Genomic DNA, 24,162 nt, shown 5'->3' on the forward strand with positions numbered 1-24,162 from the left:
AAAAGAAAAAATGATCTATCGTCTCTTTCGGGCTGAAACGCTTGCATCAGTTATCGCATCCTTTATTATGATGGCTGTCGAATTGGGAGTTCTGTTCAGTGCCGGAGAGTTTATTTTTTCTGCTAACTGAGACGTCGGATATGATTGCGGCGCGGACGGCAGCAAGTGATTTTAGTGAACGAAAGAGAAAAATTGCTAGAAAACAGAAAGAAATTGAAGAAACCATCAAAAAATTGAAGGATATGAAGATGTCATTTTCACAAAAGAAAGAGAACTAAAGAAGCAAAAAAAGCAAACCCAGAAAGAGGGCTGTCATCATCTCGATAAGATTGTATAAAAGACTAATCATGCCAACAACTTCTCATTACAATGATAAGAGCCTGCTTAGGTTGAGGCAGCAGGCTCTTATCATTTTTGAGATTATTTTTTTGTATAACGCACCCAGTCGTAATGAGCGTATAGAGGTGTTACACCGTTGTAGGAACCGAGCCAGTCATCGACACCAATACCATTCCACAAGTTCATCATGATCTTTCCTGGCGTAGTCGGAATTTGGCTCGTCGCGGTATGTTTTAATTGCCCATCGACATACCATTTAATCGAGTTTGGCTGCCAATCGAACGCATACGTATGATAGGAATTGGATGCATCAAATCCGAGATTCACAAGCTTCTCATGGTTTCCTACACCATTCGTATAGTAGTTAAACTGAACCTTTGTTGTGTCTTTTCCTAAAAATTCGATATCAATCTCATCCCAAGGAGTTCCATCCGTTGGACCTGTGTAAGTGAAGAACGATGAAACGATCCCTACGTTTTTAGCTGGTTTCATTCTGACTTCATAAAGTCCATATCCATATGTTTGAACAGAGCGATTTTCCCCGCAGTCAAACTTGTTATAAGATGGACTTGTTAGCCCCAAACGCATTTCACCTAATGATGTCATTGATACGTTATTTGCACGCCAAGTGCAGTTGAACACACCTCCATTCGAATAACCATTTGCTTTCTGCCATACACCGGAGTTATAGCTGTTAAAAGGGTCAAAAAACGATCCGCCTGCTTGAGCCGAGGCAGTAGAAGTGACTGCAGACAAACTCAAAAACAATCCGGTGACAAGAAGCAGCAACACTCGTTTCATACGATAAGGCATGTGGCATTCCCCTTTCTTTGAAAACGTTTTCTTTATCGATCATACCTGATTCTTTTAAAAGGGAACATCAGTCAAAATAATGATAATAACTTTTCATTCATAAAAACTCCCCCCGTTTGTTTTAAAACGGATGAAGGGGATTTGCTGTAAAGTAACAAGTAAAAGATTTTATCTCTTTTTCTTTTGTTTATAAATTTATTATAGGTGAAAATCATAAACCGATTAGTATGAAAGAACTGGAGGAATACGTCTGTCCACTTTTAATAAAAATCCCTTCCCAAAACCTCCCTCAAATAGATACAGAAGAATACATGATTCTACAAAGCTGTCGATTGATAATAAATAACTACGAACCCTTGATTTATAAGGCTTTGAAAGCATTTTTGATCAAAAACCTACAAATTTATCAGATTATTGTTTATAATATAAATATGCTTAATCTTTATTAAGCATATCGGAGTATCGAACGGTATATAGAAACGCACGATTGTTTTATTTGAAAAACGATTTAATGTAAGCATTTTCTTTTTGGGTTGAAGAAGATGTATACAACATGCGTTGTTTTTGCTCCTAGGTTTTGGTTTAATTTTAAAAGGGGAAATTTTTAAAAAAAGGGAGAGATGAGTATGACAGCAACACGCGGCCTTGAAGGGGTAGTCGCCACTACATCATCAGTAAGTTCAATTATTGATGATACTCTTACATATGTAGGGTATAACATCGATGATTTGACAGAAAAAGCTAGCTTTGAAGAAGTTGTTTATCTGCTTTGGCATTTAAAGCTGCCGAACAAAGAGGAGCTCGCAGAGCTTAAAAAACAGCTTTCTGAAAATGCCGGTATCCCCAAAGAAGTGATTGACCATTTCAAATCCTACTCGAATGGAAAAGTCCACCCGATGGCAGCTCTTCGGACAGCCGTTTCTTTACTCGGACTGTTTGACGAAGAAGCAGATCAAATGGATGCGGAAGCAAACTACAGAAAAGCGGTGCGTCTCCAAGCGAAGATGCCTGCGCTTGTCGCTGCTTTTTCAAGAATCCGTAAAGGGCTCGAGCCGATTGAGCCGAATCCGGAACTCGGTTTTGCCGCCAACTTTCTCTACATGCTGAATGGAAAAGAACCTTCACCTGTTGAAGTGGAAGCGTTTGACAAAGCCTTGATTCTGCATGCGGATCATGAGCTGAACGCATCTACGTTCACAGCAAGAGTATGCGTTGCGACGCTTTCAGACGTCTACTCAGGGATCACGGCCGCAATCGGGGCCTTGAAAGGTCCGCTTCACGGCGGAGCAAACGAAGCAGTTATGAAAATGCTTTCAGAGATTGGCGAGGTTGAAAACGTAGATTCATATATTCACGCCAAGCTTGAAAAGAAAGAAAAGATCATGGGGTTCGGCCACCGCGTATACCGCCAGGGCGATCCCCGCGCAAAACATTTGAAGGAAATGAGCAGACGTTTGACGAATTTAACGGGTGAAAGCAAATGGTATGAGATTTCAGAGCGGACTGAGGAAATCGTCACGTCTCAGAAAAAACTGCCGCCAAACGTAGACTTTTATTCTGCGTCGGTTTATCATAGCTTAGGAATCGACCATGATCTGTTCACGCCGATTTTTGCGATCAGCAGGGTATCAGGCTGGCTCGCTCACATTCTCGAACAGTATGAAAATAACCGACTGATTCGTCCGCGGGCTGATTACACCGGCCCTGACATGCAGACGTTCATTCCGATTGAAGACAGAAGCTGACCGTTTGAAAGGAGGCTGTTCGAGCTTTGTTCGGCCGGCCTCTTAACGGCTTTCTTAGGAAACAACGATTTCATGAATCTATGAAAAAACATGTTTGTCCCCCGCCAAACGGGGGAAACAAATGTTTTTCTATATTGAAGAATTACATATTATGGGAGGTTTTATTGTGGCACAAGGCGAAAAAATTACAGTCTCCGGCGGAGTATTAAACGTTCCAAACAACCCGGTCATCCCGTTTATTGAAGGGGACGGAACAGGTCCTGATATTTGGAGAGCGGCTTCAAGGGTTCTTGAAGCGGCTGTGGAGAAAGCGTATAACGGCGAAAAGGAAATCACTTGGAAAGAAGTCTACGCCGGGGAAAAAGCGTACAACAAAACAGGCGAATGGCTTCCTGAAGAAACGCTTGATACGATCCGCGAATACCTGATCGCGATTAAAGGTCCTTTAACAACTCCTGTAGGCGGCGGAATCCGCTCATTAAACGTAGCGCTAAGACAAGAGCTTGACCTGTTTACATGCCTGCGTCCTGTCCGCTATTTCACAGGCGTTCCTTCACCGGTTAAGCGCCCTGAAGATACGGATATGGTCATCTTCCGCGAAAATACTGAAGATATCTATGCCGGCATCGAATACGCGAAAGGCTCTGAAGAAGTTCAAAAGCTGATTTCATTCCTGAAAAACGAGCTTGGCGTTAACAAAATCCGTTTCCCTGAAACATCAGGCATCGGTATCAAGCCGGTTTCTGAAGAAGGAACGTCAAGGCTTGTCAGAGCTGCGATCGAGTATGCAATCGAGCACGGCCGCAAATCTGTAACGCTCGTCCATAAAGGAAACATCATGAAATTCACGGAAGGCGCCTTTAAAAACTGGGGCTATGAAGTGGCTGAAAAAGAATTCGGCGATAAAGTATTCACATGGGCCGAATACGACCGCATCGCTGAAAAAGACGGCAAAGACGCTGCAAACAAAGCGCAAAGCGAAGCTGAAGCGGCCGGCAAAATCATCATCAAAGACAGCATCGCTGACATCTTCCTTCAGCAGATCCTGACCCGCCCTGCCGAGTTTGATGTTGTGGCGACAATGAACCTGAACGGGGACTACATTTCAGATGCGCTTGCTGCCCAAGTCGGCGGAATCGGCATCGCTCCTGGAGCAAACATCAACTATGAGACAGGACACGCCATCTTTGAAGCGACACATGGTACAGCTCCAAAATATGCTGGCCTAGACAAAGTAAACCCGTCTTCAGTCATCCTATCCGGCGTGCTGCTTCTTGAGCATTTGGGCTGGAATGAAGCTGCCGACCTTGTGATTAAATCTATGGAGAAAACAATCGCATCCAAAGTCGTCACATACGATTTCGCTCGTTTGATGGACGGCGCGACTGAAGTTAAATGCTCTGAATTCGGTGATGAGCTTATCAAAAATATGTCTTAAACGGCTGTTTTGGGGTAAAACAACAACAATTAAAAGGGGTAGAAAACATGGGAAAGAAGCGAAATAAAGTATCTGTCATCGGAGCGGGCTTTACAGGTGCAACAACTGCGTTTTTAACGGCTCAAAAAGAATTGGCTGACGTCGTGCTAGTCGACATTCCGCAGCTTGAAAACCCTACAAAAGGGAAAGCGCTCGATATGCTGGAAGCGAGCCCTGTCCAAGGATTTGACGCGAATATTACAGGAACGGCAAACTACGAAGATACGGCCGGCTCAGATATCGTCGTCATCACGGCGGGAATCGCAAGAAAGCCGGGAATGAGCCGGGACGACCTCGTGGCTACAAATGAAAAGATCATGAGGAGCGTAACGAAGGAAGTTGTTAAATACTCACCTGATTGTATCATCGTCGTTCTGACAAACCCTGTGGATGCGATGACATACGCCGTCTATAAAGAATCGGGCTTCCCGAAAGAGCGGGTCATCGGCCAGTCGGGAGTTTTGGATACGGCAAGATTCAGAACGTTTGTCGCTCAGGAGCTCAACCTTTCCGTGAAAGACATTACAGGTTTTGTACTGGGCGGACACGGGGACGATATGGTTCCGCTCGTTCGCTACTCTTATGCAGGCGGCATTCCGCTTGAAACGCTTCTTCCGAAAGACCGGATCGATGCGATTGTTGAAAGAACGAGAAAAGGCGGGGGAGAAATTGTCAACCTGTTAGGAAACGGAAGTGCGTATTATGCGCCTGCCGCTTCCCTGACAGAAATGGTTGAAGCAATCTTAAAAGACCAGCGCCGCGTGCTGCCGACTATTGCCTACCTTGAAGGCGAATACGGCTATGAAGGCATTTACCTCGGCGTTCCGACGATTATCGGCGGAAACGGTCTTGAACAGATCATTGAACTTGAACTGACTGAAACAGAAAGAAGTCAGCTTGATCGATCCGTTGAATCAGTCAAAAACGTCATGAAAGTATTATCATAATGAAAACAGCAGGAAGGCTTTATACAAGCCTTCCTGTTTTTGAATGCGATCTTTTTTTACATAAAACCATATGAAAATCAAGACATAAACACGGGCTGTCAGCATATACCTAATCATAATCATCTGCCCGGACATTTTCATTCTTTTTTCTGGAAGCATTCCATCGCTTAAAACAGCGGTTTATTGCCGAAAAAGAGAGATTTTATGCAAAACACTGAAAAATCAAATTGTCGAACGGATAGGCTTTCGTTAAAATAGGAGTGAAAACGTTTATTTAACAAAAGATAGAGAAAGAGATGTCGGGGAAATCTGAAGCCTGGAGGCATGTCATGAGCAAAAAGATATTAGTTGTAGATGATGAGGAATCGATTGTTACCCTTCTAAAATATAACCTTGAACGGTCGGGCTATCATGTGGTGACGGCCATGGACGGAGAGGCCGGCTTATTAAAGGCGATTGAAGAGAAGCCGGATCTGATCGTGCTCGATCTGATGCTTCCTAAAATGGACGGCATTGAAGTATGCAAGGAACTCAGACAGAAGAAGCTGATGTATCCGATTTTGATGCTGACCGCTAAGGATGATGAATTTGATAAGGTGCTCGGTCTCGAGCTGGGTGCCGATGACTATATGACGAAGCCGTTCAGCCCGAGAGAGGTGACGGCAAGGGTCAAAGCGATTTTAAGAAGAACACAGACGCTGTCCGTTCATCCGGAGGAGACGGAAGAACCGGATGCAGGCGAGCTGATCATAGGCGAATTGAAAATACTGCCAGAACATTATGAGGTTTACTTTCAAAACGAACGCCTCGAGCTAACGCCTAAGGAATTCGAACTCCTTTTATATTTGGGAAGGCATAAAGGGAGGGTGCTGACGAGAGACCTTCTCCTCAACGCTGTCTGGAACTACGACTTCGCGGGCGATACGCGCATCGTCGATGTCCATATCAGCCATCTTCGCGATAAGATCGAAAAAAATACGAAAAAACCGGAATACATTAAAACAATCAGAGGTCTTGGCTACAAAATGGAGGAGCCGAAGCTGAATGATTAAATTCCGGACCCGGCTTTTAGCTGCCCTGCTGACGCTTTTGATTCTCGTATTTGCTTCACTCGGTTTTCTGCTCGTTCACTTGTTTCACTCCTCATACGATGCCAAACTGAGCAGCCATATTGAAAAAGAAGCCGCTTTGGTCGCTTCATTGGCAAATCGTGAAAACATGAAGTCTTCGGAGCAAGGAGCCATTTTAGAGAAGGCAAGCCGTGAACTGGACAGTCATGTATCGCTGGTTGATACAAAAGGTCAGGTTCTTTTTCATTTTGGGGGCCGTGCAGAAGATCAATCCGTTATCAAAGAAGCGCTTGAGTCGGATTTAAACGGTGAAGGAGGAGGCTTCAGAATCAATCCAGATGACGAGTCCGTTTACCGTTACGTGCAGCCGCTGAAAGAAGACGGGAATGTGAATGGATATATTCTGATCAGCACTCCTGTCGATTCATTGCAAGATATCAATCAAAAGATCTGGATTCTCCTCGGCGTGAGCCTTGGAACGGCCTTTTTAATCATCGCCGGGCTTGGGGCGAGAATAACCTCTCAATATACGAATCCGATTGAGTCTGCGACACAAGTAGCGATTGAGCTTGCCAAAGGAAACTATAAAGCAAGAACTTTCAACGAAGATGAAACGATGCTAAGCCAGTCCATTAATATGCTGGCGCAGAACCTGCAGGACATGACAAGAGCACAGGAAATGCAGCGCGACCGTCTGCAAACCGTCATCGAAAATATCGACTCCGGTCTGATCTTAATCGATGGAAAGGGTTATATTCACCTTGTGAACCGCGCTTATCAAAAGCAATTTCACGTAGAAGCCGATCAGCTTCTTTACCATTTCTATCACGAAGTGCTCGAACACGAAGAAATCATTAATCTCATCGAAGAAATTTTTATGACGGAAACAAAGGTCCGCAAAATGTTTAAACTGCCGATCAAAATTGAAAGAAGGTATTTTGAAGTCGACGGAGTTCCAATTATCGGCATCAATGATGAGTGGAAAGGCATCGTTCTCGTGTTCCATGATATGACGGAAAGAAAGCAGCTTGAAGAAATGAGGAAGGACTTTGTCGCCAATGTCTCCCATGAGCTGAAAACGCCGATTACATCGATCAAAGGGTTCACCGAGACGCTTTTAGACGGAGCGATGAACGAAAGGGAGACGCTGCTGCAATTTCTATCGATCATCTTAAAAGAGAGCAGCCGTCTGCAAACGTTGATCCAGGACCTGTTGGATCTGTCGAAAATCGAACAGCAGAACTTCACCTTGAATATTCAAAATTGCAATATTGGTGAAATCCTCGCTGAAATTGAGATGCTTTTGAAGAATAAAGCGGAGGAAAAAGGAATCACCTTGACCCTGGAAAAGCCGGAGATGCCAGCCGTTGCTTCTGGGGATCCGCACAGACTAAAGCAGATCTTTTTAAATTTGGTGAACAATGCCCTCACATATACGCCTGAAGATGGAAACGTAACGATTTCGGCTGATGTACTGGAAAATGCAGTGCAAGTCAAAGTGAAGGATACGGGCATCGGGATCAAGCGGTCCGAAATCCCGAGAATATTCGAACGCTTCTACCGGATCGATAAAGACAGGAGCAGAAATTCAGGAGGAACCGGTCTCGGCCTTGCGATCGTCAAGCATTTAGTCGAAGCCCACGACGGTGAAATCGACGTCGAAAGCGAGCGGGGGAAAGGCACCGAATTCACGGTCCGCTTAAAACGCGCATCCGAGTAGCTTCATTTAGCAAACTTTACAAAGGCTTAACAACTTTTATATATATGGTTAAAACTTGGCTGATAGGATCATTAGTGAACCCCTTCATCCAAGGAGCCATATGGACGGACGCGATCAACAGCGCGTCCCTTTTTTTATTTTTCTGCGAAATCACTCTCATTTTCCTTTCAAAATGAACTTTGCTAAAATAAAATAAGCAAATATGATCACGAAGTTGAATGGAAGCTGACGAATCGGCTCCTTAGGAGGATAAAGATGACTGAAAGAAAAAAACTAGTATTGGTTGACGGAAACAGCCTGGCTTACCGCGCGTTTTTCGCTCTGCCTCTTCTCAGCAATGAAAAAGGGATACATACAAACGCTGTGTACGGTTTTACTACGATCTTAATGAAGATGCTTGAAGAAGAAAAACCGACCCACATGCTCGTTGCTTTTGATGCGGGGAAAACGACATTCAGACATAAAACGTTTAAAGAATATAAAGGCGGCAGACAAAAAACGCCGCCCGAGCTGTCCGAGCAGCTGCCGTTTATCCGCGAGCTCCTCGACGCCTATCAAATCTCAAGGTATGAGCTTGAAAACTACGAGGCCGATGATATTATCGGCACCCTTGCGAAGTCAGCGGAAAAAGACGGATTTGAAGTGAAGATTTTTTCCGGCGACAAAGACCTGACACAGCTGGCTACAGAAGGAACGACGGTTGCCATCACGAAAAAGGGCATTACAGATGTTGAATACTATACGCCGGAACATGTCCGGGAAAAGTACGGACTTACACCTGAACAAATCATTGACATGAAAGGGCTGATGGGAGACTCATCAGACAACATTCCAGGTGTGCCGGGCGTCGGCGAAAAGACGGCGATCAAGCTTTTGAAACAGTTCCATACAGTAGAGGAGCTGCTGTCGTCAATAGACGAAGTCAGCGGAAAAAAACTGAAAGAAAAGCTTGAAGAATTTAAAGAACAGGCATTGATGAGCAAAGAGCTTGCGACAATTACGACAGAAGCGCCGCTTGAAGTCACCCTCGATTCCCTCGGATACGAAGGTTTTGACAGGGAAGCGGTCGTCAAGATTTTTAAAGATCTCGGTTTTAACTCTTTGCTCGAAAGGATTGGCGAAGAGCCGGGAGAAAAAGAAGAAGAACAGTTTGAAGAGACCAACGTCACGATCAAAACAGACATCACGGATGATTTGTTTGCGTCACCGGCTGCACTCGTTGTCGAACAGCTCGGCGACAATTATCATGAGGCGCCGATTCTCGGTTTTTCGATCGTCAACGAACATGGCGCTTTCTTCATCCCGGAAGAGACGGCCGTTCAGTCGGACCGTTTTAAAGAGTGGGCCGAAGACGAGTCGAAAAAGAAATGGGTGTTTGATGCAAAACGCGCGGCGGTCGCTTTGCGTTGGCGGGGCATCGAACTGAAAGGCGCAGAATTTGACGTTCTCCTTGCGGCCTATATCATCAATCCGGGACACTCTTACGACGATGTTGCAAGCGTTGCGAAAGAACACCAATTACACATTGTCGCGGCAGATGAAGCGGTCTACGGAAAAGGCGCGAAACAGGCGGTGCCGGATGAGAAGGAGCTTGCAGACCATTTAGCCAGAAAAGCGAAGGCGATATCGCTGCTCCGCGAAAAGCTCCTTGATGAATTGGAGAAAAACGAGCAGCTCGATCTGTTTGAAGCGCTCGAAATGCCCCTCGCCCACATTCTAGGTGAGATGGAATCGATCGGTGTCCAAGTCGATGTCGACAGATTGAAAAAAATGGGGGAAGAACTGTCCGCCAAATTAGCGGAATACGAGAAGAAAATCCACGAGTCAGCAGGTGAAACGTTCAATATCAATTCTCCAAAGCAGCTCGGTGTGATTTTGTTTGAAAAACTCGGGCTGCCTGCCGTCAAAAAAACAAAAACGGGCTATTCGACTTCAGCCGATGTGCTGGAAAAACTGCGCGACAAACACGTCATTATCGAAGATATTCTGCACTACAGACAGATCGGCAAGCTCCAGTCCACATACGTCGAAGGGCTTTTAAAAGTAATCAAAAAAGACAGCCATAAAGTGCATACCCGCTTTAATCAAGCTTTAACACAGACGGGAAGGCTCAGCTCAACCGATCCAAATCTGCAAAATATACCGATCCGTCTTGAGGAAGGCCGCAAAATCCGGCAGGCGTTTGTCCCTTCGCAAAAAGGCTGGCTCATATTCGCTGCGGATTACTCCCAAATCGAATTGAGGGTTCTCGCCCACATTTCAAAGGATAAAAATTTGATTGAAGCGTTCACGAACGATATGGACGTTCACACGAAAACGGCGATGGATGTTTTTCATGTATCAGAAGAAGAAGTCACCCCTGCGATGAGGAGGCAGGCGAAAGCCGTCAATTTCGGAATCGTCTACGGAATCAGCGACTACGGCTTGTCGCAAAACCTGGGAATTACAAGAAAGGAAGCGGCCGCGTTTATTGAGCGCTATTTCCACAGCTTCCAGGGAGTTAAAGAATACATGGAAGAAACCGTTCAAGAAGCGAAACAGAGGGGCTATGTGACGACTCTTTTAAGCCGGAGGCGGTATATACCGGAATTGACGAGTCGGAATTTCAATCTGCGCAGCTTTGCCGAACGGACGGCAATGAACACGCCGATCCAGGGAAGCGCCGCAGATATCATTAAAAAAGCGATGATCGACATGGCGGACAAGCTGAAAGAAAAAAATCTCCAGGCCAAACTGCTGCTACAGGTTCACGACGAATTGATTTTTGAAGCGCCTGAAGATGAAATCAAAGTGCTTGAAAAACTGGTTCCGGAAGTAATGGAACATGCATTGGAGCTCGATGTTCCGCTGAAAGTGGACTGCGCTTCAGGGCCTTCATGGTACGATGCAAAATAGAGAAAAGGAAGTGATGATGTGCCGGAATTACCAGAAGTCGAAACGGTCCGGCGCACTCTTGCCGGGCTTGTAAGAGGGAAAACGATCGATGCGGTTGATGTCAGATGGACAAAAATCATAAAACGTCCGGAGGAGCCTGAGGAATTCGCAAGGCTCCTGGCCGGTCAGACGATTCAGTCGATCGGAAGAAGGGGAAAATTCCTGTTGTTTCATCTTGATGATTGTGTCATGGTTTCCCATTTGAGAATGGAAGGAAAGTACGGGCTTCATCAAAACGATGAACCCCTTGATAAACATGTGCACGTCATTTTCAGGTTCACGGACGGAAGCGAGCTGCGCTACCGGGATGTCAGAAAGTTCGGCACGATGCATTTGTTTAAGCCGGGAGAAGAACTGACGGAGCTGCCTCTCAGGCAGCTCGGTCCCGAACCTTTCAGCGAGGAATTTACAGCCGGTTACTTAAGAGAGCGCCTGAAGAAAACAAACCGCTCAGTGAAAACCGCACTGCTCGATCAGCGGACAGTGGTCGGACTGGGCAATATTTATGTCGACGAGGCTTTGTTCAGAGCCGGTATCCATCCCGAGACAACAGCGAACAAGCTCACAAAAAAACAGACGGTTCTTCTTCATGAAGAGATCGTTCAAACGTTAAAGGAAGCTGTTGAAGCAGGGGGAAGCACAGTCAGATCTTACATCAATTCACAAGGTGAAATCGGCATGTTCCAGCTCAAACTTTTCGTTTACGGCCGGAAAGATGAACCTTGTAAAAAGTGCGGATCTCCAATTGAAAAAACAGTCGTTGGCGGAAGGGGCACGCATTTTTGCATAAAGTGCCAGAAAAAATGACAATCGCATAAAAGGGACAACAGCAAGCCGTATCATGGTTCAAGCTGTCGATGCATACGCTCCATATAGCTGTTAAAAGCAAGCTTTAAGGTGTGATGTTTCTTTTTCGGGTAAACAACACACGGATGGTTTTCTTCTTTCATATATATAAGAAGCCTAGAAAGCTGCCTTTAGGCTGCATGACTTAACTGCTCGCATCAACAGAAAGGAAGAGCCTGATATGATGTTTGCATCTTTCTTGCTGCTGGCATTTGCCGTCAGCTTGGACAGTTTTTCAGTCGGATTTACTTACGGATTGCGAAAGTTGAAAATCCCATTTAAAGCGATTTTGATTATTGCTTTTTGCTCTGGTGCCGTGATGTATATTGCCATGATGATCGGAACCCTTTTGGCGAAATTCCTGCCCGTTGTCGTAACAGAAAGGCTCGGAGCCGTCATATTAATGGGGATCGGCGCATGGGTGCTGTATCAGTTTTTCAGGCCGGAGAAAGAACAGGATCTCGTCTTCTCTGAAAAAACGCTCATCAACCTTGAATTGAAATCGCTCGGAATCGTGATACACATTTTAAGAAAACCGACAAGCGCCGACATTGATAAATCAGGAATCATTACCGGTATAGAAGCTTTCCTTCTCGGTTTCGCCCTCTCTATTGACGCGTTCGGAGCAGGGATCGGCGCGGCTGCGCTCGGCTTTTCCCCTGTACCGATGAGCATTACGGTAGGCATCATGAGCTCATTGTTCGTATTTTGCGGAATACAGGCGGGGCGATTTTTATCGAAATGGAACTGGATGGATAAACTGACCTTTCTTCCCGGTATATTGCTGATTATGATCGGCATCTGGAAACTGTAAGAAGGAGGTGCAGGCCTTTGACATTGGTCATCGGGTTGACCGGAGGGATTGCCAGCGGCAAAAGTACTGTCGCGCAAATGTTCCAGCAGTGCGGCATCACAGTCGTCGATGCGGACGTGATCGCGAAAGAGGCCGTTGAACAAGGGATGCCCGCTTATCACAAAATCGCAGAGACATTTGGTCAAGGCGTGCTGCTTGAAACAGGCGGTATCGACCGGAGAAAACTTGGAGAAATTGTTTTTACTAACGAAGAAAAGAGGATGCAGTTAAATGCGATCGTCCATCCGGAAGTGAGAAAAATGATGATCAAACAGCGCGACGAAGCCATCCGGGCCGGTGAACGGTTTGTTGTTCTCGATATTCCGCTTTTATATGAAAGCGGGCTTGAACATTTGACAGATAAAGTGATCGTCGTCTGGGTGCCGATGGAGCTTCAGCTTGAGCGGCTGATGAAAAGAAACCGGCTCACTGAAGACGAGGCGCTGAACAGAATTCACGCCCAGCATTCTCTTGACGAAAAAAAGAAAAAGGCAGACGCGGTGATCGATAACAGCGGCAGTCTGAAAGATACAGAAGCGCAGCTTCATCAGCTGCTTGATACATGGTCAAATATTGAAAAGTGAGCGCGAAATTGCGCTCACTTTTTTATTAGTCGTTTTTAAACTGGCTGTAATTCGCATAATACAGCGCGGTGCGTTGTGCACCTGCATACCGTTCGGCAAAAGCTTTGGCATTGCCTGCCTTCATCGTCCGATAACTGTAGTTGGATGAAGGTTTCCAGCTTGTTTCAGGCGATTTCTGTCCTTTTATCGCCGGATATGATCCGACATCTTTAAATGAGCCGTCTCCGTAATCATCAAGTATGCCTTTCTCGCTGCCCGTACCGAAGTAATTGGCTTCAGAATAAATTTTGGCCAATGTCGTTATCGTGAAGCCTAGATGGTAATTGTTGATATAATTGTTTTTCACATGAAAATGGCCGTAACGCATCAACCCGGGCGCCCTGACATAGAGATTCTCAAAGCGGTTGTGGCTGATTGTCATCCGCGGATATCCATTATATATACTGTGGTATTGCTTGTCATCTTGAGGCCAGCCGAGAATCAAGCCGTACCTGTGGTCTGTGAATGTGCTGTGAGACAGTGTGACGTAATCGGCTTTAGCGCCGATGTATAAGAGCTTGTCGAGATCGTGACCGTTTGCTGAATAGCTGTGGCCCTGGAATGTGACATGGTCAATCCAGTAATTCCTCGAATCTGTAATGTAAACAGGGATGTCGTTGTTTTCATTTATGAATGCATCATGTGCAATGATCAGATTTTTGAAAATCACGTTGCCTGAGTCCGTTTTTGTTTTAAAGTAAATGTTGTTCAGCTTATGTTTTTCATACGAGCCGATGATTGTTTTATTGGCACCCACCGTCAATACCGTTTTGGCTGAAGCGCCGATATTGCTGGAGACGACAATGGTGCGGGGCGTTGAACCTCCAATATTGGCTTTCAGTTCGCCCAGATTGTTGACATAGACGACTTTTCCAAGCAGGCCGCCGGTTGTGCCTGTTTTCTGCTTGCCATTCGTTTCCTTTGCATAGCCCGCGAAACCTTCGAGACCGTCGCTTGGAAGCTTCCACTTTTGGACGGAGCTGCCTGTATATTTGGCAAGCTTCACTCCGTTGCCGTCCAGTGTCAGGGCAAGGCTGTTGTTTTGCGCACTGACGATTTTATACGTGATAAAGTCTCCGTTTCCGTCTTTGTCAGCCCCGATAATATTCCACAACTCTTCTTTTCGTGAATTGTCATAGTAGACTACAGCGGGATTATTGTTTGACAACGCGTAATGGGAAGGGATGATAATTTTGCCGTTATCCATATTTCTGATTTTGAACTGTTTGCCGTCAGACGTATCCAGCCTCCATCTTTCTGCTTTTTCCCCGCTCATCTGTTTTGCTGTTAGCGGTGCATTATCTTGATTCCCGGCGGGCGTGATGTTTATGCCTGATAAGCTTTCCAGCCTGATCATCTGTTTCGGATAACCTTCGTTCGCCGCGGAAGCGGCTGCTGTTCCTATAAAAAAATAAATGCCGGCCGCAGCCAAAAAAGAAATGATAAAATATATGTTTTTGGTCAGTTTCATGGTTGTCCTTTCTTGAAGACACTGCCTTCTGTCGTGTGAAAATTTGGCGCCGTTGGAAATTGTAGCACTAAAGATGCATTTGAAATATATGCTTTAATGCCGATTTTTTCTAGTTCTTTGTTCATTGTTTCACAAAAACCGCGTAAATTTGCTGTAAAAGAAACAAATGGTATGGCTAATTAAAAATAATGTGTTATACTTATTTTGAATAAATCATGATGTGGAATGACATAAAATAAGGGGTGCATATTTGATGAAAGTGAAAGTTGCGATAAACGGATTCGGCCGGATCGGCAGAATGGTGTTTAGAAAAGCGATGCTTGATGAACAGATTGACATTGCAGTGATCAATGCGAGCTACCCTCCGGAAACGCTCGCTCATTTAATAAAGTATGACACAAATCACGGCCGATATGAGCTTGATGTAAACGCTGGAGACGATTGCCTGTTCGTTAACGGTAAAAAGGTCATGCTGACCAATCAGAGGGACCCTAAACTTCTTCCGTGGGCGCAATACGGAATCGACATCGTCGTAGAAGCGACGGGGAAATTTAACGCGAAGGAAAAAGCGGAAGCTCATATTGAAGCCGGCGCGAAAAAAGTTATTTTGACAGCGCCGGGGAAAAATGAAGACATCACAATCGTGATGGGCGTCAATGAACGCGAATTTGATGCGGAGCGTCATACGATTATTTCAAACGCTTCCTGTACGACGAATTGTCTCGCTCCTGTCGCAAAAGTGCTTGATGATGCATTTGGCATTGAAAACGGCCTGGTGACCACTGTTCACGCATTTACAAATGATCAAAAAAATATTGATAATCCGCACAAAGACTTGAGAAGGGCGCGCGCCTGCGGTTCTTCGATCATTCCGACAACGACAGGCGCCGCGAAAGCGCTGTCACTTGTCATGCCACATTTAAAAGGAAGAATGCACGGCCTGGCCCTGCGCGTTCCCGTCTCAAATGTGTCACTCGTTGACCTTGTGGCTGATTTAAAAAGCGATGCGACGGCAGAAGATATTAATGAAGCGTTCCGAATGGCGGCGGCAGGCTCGATGTCCGGGATCCTCGATGTATGCGATGAACCGCTTGTCTCATCCGATTTTAATACGAATCCATACTCGGCGGTGATCGACAGCCTTTCAACAATGGTGCTTGAGAACAGAAAGGTGAAAGTGCTCGCATGGTATGACAACGAATGGGGATATTCGTGCAGGGTTGTCGATTTAATCAGATACGTGGCTTCAAGAATGAAACACCCTTCGGCTGTATAAAATAAGAGCATGGACGGATAAAAAATAAATACCCCTTAACCATCAAATGATAAAACCGCCTTGCAAAAAATATTCAAACAAAGTATACTATTTTTCGTGAACTTCTAGTTCGTGAGCGCTTCGGCATTACTTAAAGGGTTAGGACCTCTCCGGACTAACTTTCCCCCGTGGTAAATGACCGGTTCAGTTGCTTGGAAATTCACTTTTCTAATTCTTGTTAAGGGGGGTCCATGCTATGGAAACAATGGGGCGTCACGTTATCTCCGAACTGTGGGGATGCGATTTTGATAAGCTGAATGACATGGATTTTATTGAAAAAACGTTTGTAAATGCGGCACTGAAGTCAGGTGCTGAGGTACGTGAGGTAGCCTTTCATAAGTTTGCACCTCAAGGTGTAAGCGGGGTTGTGATCATTTCTGAATCTCACTTGACCATTCACAGTTTTCCTGAACACGGATATGCCAGCATTGATGTTTATACTTGCGGAGATTTAGATCCGAACGTAGCTGCCGATTATATCGCAGAAGAATTAAGAGCAGAAACAAGAGAGAACATTGAAATACCGAGAGGCATGGGACCTGTTCAGGTGAAACAGGCCAACGCCAAAGCACAGGCACTTTAATGCCGATAGAGGAGCTGGATGAAAAAGCGGACACCGCTTTTAAAATCCGCTCCTTTTTCTTTCCTCTCGCGACAATCCCCGAAACATATTTTCCCCGGCATTCTCTTGCCCTAATTTGTTTTCCCTTGGAAATCAACCATTTTTTTAATAAAATATAGAGAAGAAAGACAAAGGGGACAGGGGATATGAGTCTTTTTCAAAACATTCACCGGTTTTTTTCTACACACGCCGAAACGTCTGACCGCCATCCTTCGGACAAGCTGAAGAGCCGCTATTATAAAGCGGCGTCAAAAGAAGCGCTCAATGCTGTAAAGGAAGTGCTGGAAGGCCTTGACGGCTGTAAGGTGACATCGGTGTCGGAAGAAAGAGGAGAAATCAGCGCCGAGGTGAAAAAAACGCGAAAAGCTTTTGTGGTGGCGACAGTCGTGTCGATTCGCCCTTTTGATACAGCGGTGGATTTTAATGTGTCAACGGAAACGTTTTTGCCGACCGATTTTGGCTACAGCCGCGGGCTTGTCTCGACGCTATACAGCGAACTGGACGGAAAGCTGCAGAAATCTGTACATTCAAACAATTGAATAGGGAGCTGAAAAAATGAAATGTCCAGCATGTCAGCATAACGGGACGAGGGTTTTGGACTCCCGTCCCGTTGACGAAGGCAGATCGATTCGCAGAAGACGCGAATGCGAATCATGCAACTATCGATTTACTACATTTGAAAAAGTGGAAGAAATTCCGCTCATCGTCGTAAAAAAAGAAGGAATCCGGGAAGAATTCAGCCGCGAGAAGATGCTCCGCGGTTTGATCAAAGCGTGCGAAAAACGCCCTGTCGCCTTAAAGCAACTTGAGGATATTTGCTTTGAAATTGAAAAAGAGCTTAGAAATCAAGGCGTTGCTGAAGTGAAAAGCGATATGATCGGAGAAATGGTGATGGACCGGCTTGCGAAAATCGACGAAGTCGCATACGTCCGGTTTGCTTCAGTATACCGCCAATTTAAAGATATTAACGTATTTATCGACGAGCTGAAAGACTTAATAAAGAAAGAACGGTAAAGAGCTGTAAATTAATCCAGCTCTTTTCTCATGATAAAACCACGGTCGTGTGACATGAAGGCCTGAAAAAGGTGTAAAATGAGGAAAAGAAACAAAGTGGAAGGTTGACAAAAGATATGAGTAATTATTGGAAAGACTTGCTTCCTGTCGATCCGTACGTTGTCAAAAGCTGCGGATTGCTTCAGGACTTGGACCGGCAAATTGTCACGCTATTGTATCAGCCTCTAATCGGCTCTTTTTCATTCAGCTTGTTTCTCACGCTGTGGGGGGAACTGGAGCAAAACAGAGTCTGGGGGAAAAGCTCGACTCACAGACAGCTGATGGCGGCGATGCAGACCAACCTGAAGACGATTCACTCAGAGAAGGAAAAGCTTGAGGGAATCGGACTGTTGAAAACTTATATGAAAGAAACGGAAGACGAGCGTTTGTTTATATATGAATTGATTCCGCCGCTCAGACCGGATGAGTTCTTTCAGGACGGCATGCTGAATGTCTTCTTGTACAACCGCGTCGGAAAAGCGAGGTTTCAGCAGCTGAAAGAATACTTTTCCCACCCGTCTGTTCCCGAAGAAGCACGGGATATCACCCGTTCTTTCAACGAAGTTTTTGCATCTGTCCAGCCGAGCGAATGGAAGATGTCTGACGATATGATCGAAGCGATGGAGCTTCGCGAAGATCGTGAATGGATGAAAGAAGGGAATGGCAAACCGGCGGCGGTCACAGACGACGCCTTTGACTTTCAACTGTTTCTCGCCGGTTTATCCGACACGCTTATTCCGAGAAAAGCGCTGTCAGACCAAGTGAAGGAAACGATTAAAAAGCTCGCCTTTCTCTACGGGATCGAACCGCTTCAGATGCAAAACGTCGTCATGTCAGCCGTTGATGAGCACGATACGATCACGACAGAAGCGCTCAGAAAAGCGGCGAGCGACTGGTATCAGATCGAGCGCAGCGGCTCGCTTCCGGAACTCGTCGACAAAGTGCAGCCGATGAATCTCCGCGAACAGCCGAATCAACAGTCGTCAACGAATGCCAAGGAAGACAATTTGATTGCTTTGCTTGAGCAGGTATCGCCGAAAAAGCTGCTGCAGGATATCGGCGGCGGAGCGGAACCATCCAAAGCCGATCTGAAAATTATAGAAGAAATAATGCTTGACCAAAAATTAGAGCCCGGCGTCATCAATGTTCTGATTTATTATGTCATGCTGAAAACCGATATGAAGCTTTCGAAAAATTACACCCAAAAAATAGCTTCTCACTGGGCCAGAAAAAACGTTCGCACGGTTAGAGAGGCCATGAAGCTTGCGAAAGAAGAAAACCGCCAATATCTTGAATGGGCGGAAGGGAAGAAAAAGCCTTCCCGGAACAAGAAAGTCATCAGGGAAGAAAAGCTGCCTGACTGGCTTCGGGAAAGTGACGAAGCCGACAGCAAACCGCTCGAAACAGAGCCGGCCGGTTCCGTAACGAGAGAAGGCTTTGACCAACAGAAGCAGAAGCTGCTCGAAGAAATAAAAAAACTGAAAAACCATTCCGCTCTTTAATGTGAGGTGAAGATGATGGAGCCGATTAAACGCGCTTTGCAAGGCGTGACGACGAGACCCGATTTTCAAAAACGCCTTGAAGATATGAAAGAAAAAGTGCTCTCTGACAAGGATGTTCAGGAGTTTTTAAACAGCCGCCAGTCAGAAGTGGATCAAGGAATGATCGACAGGAGCCTAAACAAGCTTTATGAATTTACACAGCAAAGCAAAGCATGCCAAGACTGCCCGAGTCTGAAAGAGTGCAAAAACCTGATTAAAGGTTATCATCCAAAGCTTGTGATGAACGGAAAAACGATCGATGTTCAATATGACAGGTGTCCGGAAAAAAAGGCAGCGGACGAGAGGGAAAGACAGCGGTCGCTGATTAAAAGCATCTATATTCAACAGGATCTCTTGAATGCTACGTTTGCCGATATTGACGGAGATGATCCGAGCAGATTAAAGGTCCTTCAGCTTGTGACGGGCTTTTTGCATGACTATAACGAAACGGGAAAGGGAAAAGGCATCTACGTCTACGGGAAGTTCGGGGTCGGAAAAACCTTTATGCTGGCCGCCATCGCCAACGAGCTTGCGGCAAAGGACCATCCATCCATTCTCGTCTATGTCCCCGAATTTGTCAGGGAACTGAAAAATGCGATACACGATCAGTCGCTTGAAGAAAAGCTTGAGATGGTCAAGTCTACGCCGATTCTAATGCTCGATGATATCGGTGCGGAGTCCATGTCAAGCTGGGTGAGGGATGAGGTGCTTGGCGCCATCCTTCAGCACAGAATGTCTCATCAGCTGCCGACGTTTTTCTCTTCCAACTTTGACCCTGATGAACTGAAACACCATTTCACCTATTCGCAAAGGGGCGAAAAAGAAGAGGTGAAAGCGGCAAGGCTGATGGAGAGGGTGCTGTATTTAGCGACACCTGTCCGGCTGGACGGGAAAAACCGACGTCAGTAATCACATGATCCCGAGCTTCAATTACGGAGATGAAGAAGATGCAAAAAAGAACCTTGGCCAAATGGACGGTTATCGCCGTAATCGCGGCGGCCGGACTATGGTTGAATGCGAAATATCTGAATCTGAGCCCCGCTCATATAAGAGAAGGCGTCTTATCCTTCGGGATTTTCGCCCCGCTCATCTATATCGGATTATTGATGATCCGGCCGTTTTTGCTGCTACCTGCTTCCGTTTTCGCCGTCAGCGGGGGCCTCGCATTCGGTCCGCTGTTTGGCTCTTTGTATTCTTTTATCGGTGCGGCGGGCGGTGCATTTTTGTCATTCGCTGTTGCATACAGGCTCGGCGGAAACCTTCAGCACATGCCGCTGAAGCTTGACAGCCTGCGGACGCTTTTGCGGAAAAACGGCTTTTTCTGCATTCTGCTCTTGAGGCTCGCGCCGATTCATTTTGACGCGGTTAGCTATGCGGCAGGCGTGTCAAAAGTGAAGCCCCTGTCGTTTGCCCTGGCGACGGCTGCGGGCATCATTCCGGGCACCGTTATTTTAAATGTGCTCGGGTCAAGCCTCTTGACCGGCGACATCATAGCAATTGCAGCTACAGCGGCAATTTACTTGATATTCATTACCGTGCCTCTTTTGTTCAGAAAAAAAGTGCAGGCGCTCCTCGATTAAGGGCTCATCCTTTTTTTACGTCTATTTTATTTGTCACTCCCATATACATGTATCAGATGTTGTTAGGGGGGACAAACATGCTTGAAATTACATTTGAAGATGATTATGATACAGCCGCGTTTTTGCATCTCCTTCGCAATGCGGATGCGAACCGGCATATCAAGATTCACGAAGCACCAGGGAAGATCGGAATTGAAAAGACCCATTCCTCTGTCAGTATTCAGGCCTATATTGAGCCGGTTCTGACGAGATTTTTTACAGAATGCAAAGAAGACGAATACATGCTTTCGGTTATTGAAGGCGATTATTACTTTTTGGACCGGGATGAACAGCAGCAGATTCTTCAACTGGCCCACAGCATTATGGAGGGCGAACTTGAAGGGCTTCCTCTCAACAAGGACGACACCCCTCGCGAACATTACATCATTCAGGAGCTCCAAACGATTTGTCTTGAGGAAAACGTCTTTTCCATTCGGTCTTTTATGACATTTCGCCTCGGGAGGTATTATGAACGCCTCAGGTCTTATGTGGAGGCGGCAATTGACGAGTATAAAATGGAACAGGAATATCAGACATTCATTCAATCGCTGAGAGACTACGTCATGTCGAAAGAGCCGATGCTTGACCATGTCCGCATTGTGCACGACGGTTATTTTGTATTGTGGGAATTAAAGTATATTTCTGAACGGGAACAAAAAAAATACATAGACAGGCGGTTCGTAAGAGAACACCCGATGTATATTGATTCCCATCTCCTGGCTCCGCTCGTATCGATTGCGCCGGAAAAAATAGACCTCTATACAGAAGACCGGGAACACGCCATGGTTCAGACCATTCAAAATATTTTTCAGGAGCGCGTACGGATTCTTTCGCTTGACGCCTTTCATCCGCGAGAAAACATTTTGGAAGAGCATTCTTGATTTTGTGTGAAAAACGATTTATAATACGATGTAAACTTAAAGATATTATGTATCGATAAGGACATGAAAAGATGAACACCGGTTTGACAGAGAGGGAGACCACGGCTGAAAGTCTCTTAAGCCAAGGAGCATTTTTTTACCGCCTTTGAACATCAGTTGTGAACGACAATGTGTCTAGTAATGACTGACGGGACTTCCCGTTACAGAACCGAAAGCCGAGAGCGCGACGGGTTTTTTGCGTTTTCGGGAAAAAGGGTGGAACCACGAATTCCGTTTATTAATCCTCGTCCCTTTCATAGGGGGACGGGGATTTTTTATTTTGTAAAAAAAAAGGAGTGACTAGGATGTCAGATATGGTAAAAATCAAATTTCCTGACGGAGCGGTTAAGGAGTTTGCAAAAACGACGACAACAGAAGATATCGCGGCATCAATCAGTCCCGGCTTAAAGAAAAAATCAATAGCGGGGAAATTAAACGGCAAAGAAATCGATCTGCGCGCACCGATCCTTGAGGACGGCGCCATCGAAATCATTACAGAAGGCAGCGAAGAAGCGCTTGAAATCATGCGCCACAGTACTGCACACTTAATGGCCCAGGCGATCAAGCGCCTGTATAAAAACGTGAAGCTCGGCGTGGGTCCGGTCATTGAAAACGGCTTCTACTACGATGTGGATATGGAAGAAGCGCTGACTCCGGAAGACCTTCCGAAGATTGAGAAGGAAATGAAAAAAATCGTTGGCGAAAATCTGCCGATCGTAAGAAAAGAAGTCAGCCGTGAGGAAGCCAGAGCCCGGTTTGCCGAAATCGGCGATGATTTGAAATTGGAACTGCTTGATGCGATTCCGGAAGGTGAAACGGTATCGATCTATGAGCAAGGCGAATTCTTCGATCTGTGCCGCGGTGTTCACGTTCCTTCGACAGGAAAAATCAAGGAGTTCAAACTGCTGAGCCTTGCGGGAGCATACTGGCGCGGAGACAGCAACAACAAGATGCTCCAGCGCATTTACGGTACGGCTTTCTTCAAAAAAGCGGAGCTTGATGAGCATCTTCGCCTCCTTGAGGAAGCAAAAGAACGCGACCACAGAAAGCTCGGAAAAGAACTGAAGCTGTTTGCGATTTCGCAAAAGGTAGGGCAAGGGCTGCCGCTTTGGCTGCCAAAGGGTGCAACCATCAGACGCGTCATCGAGCGCTATATCGTTGACAAAGAGCTTGCGCTCGGCTATGAGCACGTGTATACACCTGTCCTTGGCAGCAAAGAACTTTACGAAACGTCAGGGCATTGGGATCATTATCAAGACACAATGTTCCCTCCGATTGAAATGGACAATGAAACATTGACGCTTCGACCGATGAACTGTCCGCATCATATGATGATTTATAAAAACGACATTCACAGCTACCGTGAACTGCCGATCCGGATCGCGGAGCTCGGAACGATGCACCGCTACGAAATGTCAGGCGCTCTCTCAGGTCTGCAGCGTGTTCGCGGGATGACTTTGAATGACGCGCACATTTTCGTCCGTCCCGATCAAATTAAGGAAGAGTTCATCCGCACTGTCCGCCTGATTCAGGAAGTGTATGAAGACTTCGGCCTTGAGCAGTACTCATTCCGCTTGTCTTACCGCGACCCTGAAGATACAGAGAAATATTACGATGACGATGAAATGTGGAACAGAGCGCAATCGATGCTGAAGGAAGCGATGGACGAGATCGGACACGATTATTACGAAGCCGAAGGGGAAGCGGCGTTCTACGGACCGAAGCTTGACGTTCAGGTCAAAACAGCAATCGGAAAAGAGGAAACACTGTCAACTGTACAGCTGGACTTCCTTCTTCCTGAAAAATTTGATCTGACATATGTCGGAGAAGACGGAAAACCTCATCGTCCGGTCGTCATTCACAGAGGTGTCGTTTCCACAATGGAACGGTTTGTCGCTTTCTTAATTGAGGAGCATAAAGGCGCATTGCCGACATGGCTTGCCCCTGTTCAGTTCCAGGTCATCCCTGTATCGCCGTCCGTGCATCTTGACTACGCCAAAAAAGTTCAAGAGCGCCTGCAGCGTGAAGGACTTCGTGTTGAAGTCGATATCCGTGACGAGAAAATCGGCTATAAAATCCGTGAAGCACAGATGCAAAAAATCCCGTACATGCTTGTCGTCGGCGACCAGGAAGTTGAAAACGAAGCCGTCAACGTCCGCAAATACGGAGAGCAAAAATCAGAAACAGTTGCCTTTGCAGACTTCATTAAAAAAGCCGTTGCAGAAGCAAAGAAATAAACGAGAAAAAAGCATGA

The 24,162-nt window shown here is 45.9% G+C and carries 20 protein-coding genes and 1 pseudogene; 19 read left to right on the top strand and 2 right to left on the bottom strand.

What is annotated here, in order from left to right; translation table 11 throughout:
* Positions 1-16: 16 nt before the first annotated feature.
* Positions 17-164 (top strand): annotated as a pseudogene (locus tag M1E06_RS06175) (transporter); the annotation flags it as partial.
* Positions 165-420: 256 nt separating this feature from the next.
* On the opposite strand, the gene bglS reads toward M1E06_RS06175, so the two are convergent.
* Positions 421-1,152 carry a beta-glucanase gene (bglS, locus tag M1E06_RS06180; protein ID WP_020452556.1) on the bottom strand — a complete coding sequence of 244 codons (732 nt, stop codon included), beginning with the start codon at positions 1,150-1,152 and terminating at the stop codon, positions 421-423.
* A 626-nt stretch (positions 1,153-1,778) separates the two neighbouring features.
* Between bglS and citZ the strand changes: the two genes are divergently transcribed.
* The 9 genes from citZ (at position 1,779) to coaE (ending at position 13,328) form a co-directional block, all read left to right on the top strand.
* Entirely contained in the window at positions 1,779-2,897 is a 1,119-nt protein-coding gene (gene citZ / locus M1E06_RS06185) for a citrate synthase (RefSeq protein ID WP_020452555.1), read from the top strand.
* 166 nt (positions 2,898-3,063) lie between these two features.
* Positions 3,064-4,335 carry an NADP-dependent isocitrate dehydrogenase gene (gene icd, locus M1E06_RS06190; protein WP_023855485.1) on the top strand — a complete coding sequence of 424 codons (1,272 nt, stop codon included), beginning with the start codon at positions 3,064-3,066 and terminating at the stop codon, positions 4,333-4,335.
* Positions 4,336-4,382: 47 nt separating this feature from the next.
* Positions 4,383-5,321, top strand: coding sequence for a malate dehydrogenase (gene mdh, locus M1E06_RS06195; RefSeq protein ID WP_020452553.1), 939 nt, complete (start codon positions 4,383-4,385; stop codon positions 5,319-5,321).
* Between the two features lie 329 nt (positions 5,322-5,650).
* Positions 5,651-6,373 carry a response regulator transcription factor gene (locus M1E06_RS06200; protein WP_020452552.1) on the top strand — a complete coding sequence of 241 codons (723 nt, stop codon included), beginning with the start codon at positions 5,651-5,653 and terminating at the stop codon, positions 6,371-6,373.
* Positions 6,366-8,111 carry a two-component system histidine kinase PnpS gene (gene pnpS, locus M1E06_RS06205; RefSeq protein WP_020452551.1) on the top strand — a complete coding sequence of 582 codons (1,746 nt, stop codon included), beginning with the start codon at positions 6,366-6,368 and terminating at the stop codon, positions 8,109-8,111. Before M1E06_RS06200 ends, pnpS begins: the two co-directional genes overlap by 8 nt.
* A 255-nt stretch (positions 8,112-8,366) precedes the next feature.
* Positions 8,367-11,006, top strand: a complete 2,640-nt coding sequence (gene polA, locus M1E06_RS06210) for a DNA polymerase I (RefSeq protein WP_195201914.1) — start codon at positions 8,367-8,369, stop codon at positions 11,004-11,006.
* Positions 11,007-11,024: 18 nt separating this feature from the next.
* The gene (gene mutM / locus M1E06_RS06215) at positions 11,025-11,852 is read left to right on the top strand and encodes a DNA-formamidopyrimidine glycosylase (RefSeq protein ID WP_023855481.1); all 828 of its coding nucleotides are present in this window, start codon (positions 11,025-11,027) and stop codon (positions 11,850-11,852) included.
* Positions 11,853-12,072: 220 nt separating this feature from the next.
* A complete protein-coding gene (ytaF, locus tag M1E06_RS06220; protein WP_009329359.1) occupies positions 12,073-12,705 on the top strand; it encodes a sporulation membrane protein YtaF in 633 nt (210 codons plus the stop codon).
* A gap of 17 nt (positions 12,706-12,722) precedes the next feature.
* A complete protein-coding gene (gene coaE / locus M1E06_RS06225) occupies positions 12,723-13,328 on the top strand; it encodes a dephospho-CoA kinase (RefSeq protein WP_195201913.1) in 606 nt (201 codons plus the stop codon).
* A gap of 25 nt (positions 13,329-13,353) precedes the next feature.
* Here the strand turns inward: coaE and M1E06_RS06230 are convergent, their stop codons facing one another.
* On the bottom strand, positions 13,354-14,838 hold the full coding sequence (locus tag M1E06_RS06230) for a pectate lyase family protein (RefSeq protein ID WP_216904393.1): 1,485 nt from the start codon (positions 14,836-14,838) through the stop codon (positions 13,354-13,356).
* Positions 14,839-15,091: 253 nt separating this feature from the next.
* On the opposite strand from M1E06_RS06230, the gene M1E06_RS06235 reads away from it, so the two are divergent.
* From M1E06_RS06235 to thrS, 9 genes are all read left to right on the top strand, one after another.
* On the top strand, positions 15,092-16,114 hold the full coding sequence (locus M1E06_RS06235) for a glyceraldehyde-3-phosphate dehydrogenase (protein WP_020452546.1): 1,023 nt from the start codon (positions 15,092-15,094) through the stop codon (positions 16,112-16,114).
* 235 nt (positions 16,115-16,349) lie between these two features.
* On the top strand, positions 16,350-16,736 hold the full coding sequence (gene speD, locus M1E06_RS06240; RefSeq protein WP_020452545.1) for an adenosylmethionine decarboxylase: 387 nt from the start codon (positions 16,350-16,352) through the stop codon (positions 16,734-16,736).
* 185 nt (positions 16,737-16,921) lie between these two features.
* Positions 16,922-17,314, top strand: coding sequence for a hypothetical protein (locus tag M1E06_RS06245; RefSeq protein ID WP_020452544.1), 393 nt, complete (start codon positions 16,922-16,924; stop codon positions 17,312-17,314).
* 16 nt (positions 17,315-17,330) lie between these two features.
* Complete coding sequence (gene nrdR / locus M1E06_RS06250) at positions 17,331-17,789, top strand: transcriptional regulator NrdR (RefSeq protein WP_020452543.1); 459 nt, start codon at positions 17,331-17,333, stop codon at positions 17,787-17,789.
* A 116-nt stretch (positions 17,790-17,905) separates the two neighbouring features.
* On the top strand, positions 17,906-19,330 hold the full coding sequence (locus M1E06_RS06255; RefSeq protein ID WP_080131471.1) for a replication initiation and membrane attachment family protein: 1,425 nt from the start codon (positions 17,906-17,908) through the stop codon (positions 19,328-19,330).
* Between the two features lie 15 nt (positions 19,331-19,345).
* Positions 19,346-20,278: a primosomal protein DnaI gene (dnaI, locus tag M1E06_RS06260; protein ID WP_080131470.1), complete on the top strand. Its 933-nt coding sequence runs from the start codon at positions 19,346-19,348 to the stop codon at positions 20,276-20,278.
* A 38-nt stretch (positions 20,279-20,316) separates the two neighbouring features.
* Positions 20,317-20,949 (top strand): TVP38/TMEM64 family protein, encoded by a 633-nt coding sequence (locus M1E06_RS06265; RefSeq protein ID WP_026579089.1) that lies wholly within the window; start codon positions 20,317-20,319, stop codon positions 20,947-20,949.
* A 77-nt stretch (positions 20,950-21,026) separates the two neighbouring features.
* The gene (gene ytxC / locus M1E06_RS06270; RefSeq protein WP_020452539.1) at positions 21,027-21,869 is read left to right on the top strand and encodes a putative sporulation protein YtxC; all 843 of its coding nucleotides are present in this window, start codon (positions 21,027-21,029) and stop codon (positions 21,867-21,869) included.
* Positions 21,870-22,213: 344 nt separating this feature from the next.
* Positions 22,214-24,145: a threonine--tRNA ligase gene (gene thrS / locus M1E06_RS06275; RefSeq protein ID WP_020452538.1), complete on the top strand. Its 1,932-nt coding sequence runs from the start codon at positions 22,214-22,216 to the stop codon at positions 24,143-24,145.
* The last annotated feature ends 17 nt before the right edge of the window (positions 24,146-24,162 follow it).

The sequence above is a fragment of the Bacillus sp. AK124 genome, from assembly GCF_053903085.1.